Source organism: Melaminivora alkalimesophila (genome assembly GCF_000282995.1).
Lineage (GTDB): Bacteria > Pseudomonadota > Gammaproteobacteria > Burkholderiales > Burkholderiaceae_C > Melaminivora > Melaminivora alkalimesophila.
In genome coordinates this window covers 1-609 of sequence record NZ_ALEE01000351.1, presented here as the reverse complement: position 1 = coordinate 609, position 609 = coordinate 1, and the positions used below count along the sequence as shown (strand labels likewise).

The following is a 609-nucleotide window of genomic DNA, read 5'->3' as shown; positions in this document are numbered from 1 at the left end:
CGGCCCTGCCGGGCCGGCCCCTGCCGAGCGCCTCTCTCCCGCGGGATCGCAGCCCCTTCCATGCGCCCCAGGCGCCGTGGAACGCTTCGGCAGGGCTGCGGTCCCGCCGCTGTTTTCCCGCTCTCGACTTCCATGCCCGCTTCCGTCCACCTTCTCCTCGTCGACCCCCAGAACGATTTCTGCGACCTGCCTGCCGACTGGCACGGACGCGATCCGGCCACTGGCGCCCGCCTCGCCCCGGCGCTGCCGGTGCCCGGGGCGCATGCCGACATGCAGCGGCTGGCTGCCTTCCTGCGCACCCATGGCGAGCGCATCGACCAGCTCACGCTGACGCTGGACTCCCACCACCAGCTCGACGTGGCCCACCCCGCCTACTGGGAGCAGGGCGACGGCTCCGCCGTTCCTCCCTTCACCCCCATCCGCGCCGCCCAGGTGCGCGCCGGCGCCTTCCGGCCGCGCGAGCCGTCGGTGGCCGAGCGCACCCTGCGCTACCTCGACGCCCTGGAGGCCCAGGGCCGCTACACGCTCATGGTCTGGCCCGTGCACTGCGAGATCGGCAGCTGGGGCCACGGCGTGCATGCCGACGTGCTCGCCGCCTGCCGCCAGTGG

1 protein-coding gene is annotated in these 609 nt (G+C 74.2%); it reads left to right on the top strand.

Annotated features, from left to right (window positions below; genetic code table 11):
• Nucleotides 1-132 precede the first annotated feature (132 nt).
• Nucleotides 133-609 (top strand): hypothetical protein (locus tag A612_RS06505; protein WP_019373702.1); only part of this gene is annotated, 477 nt, incomplete at its 3' end.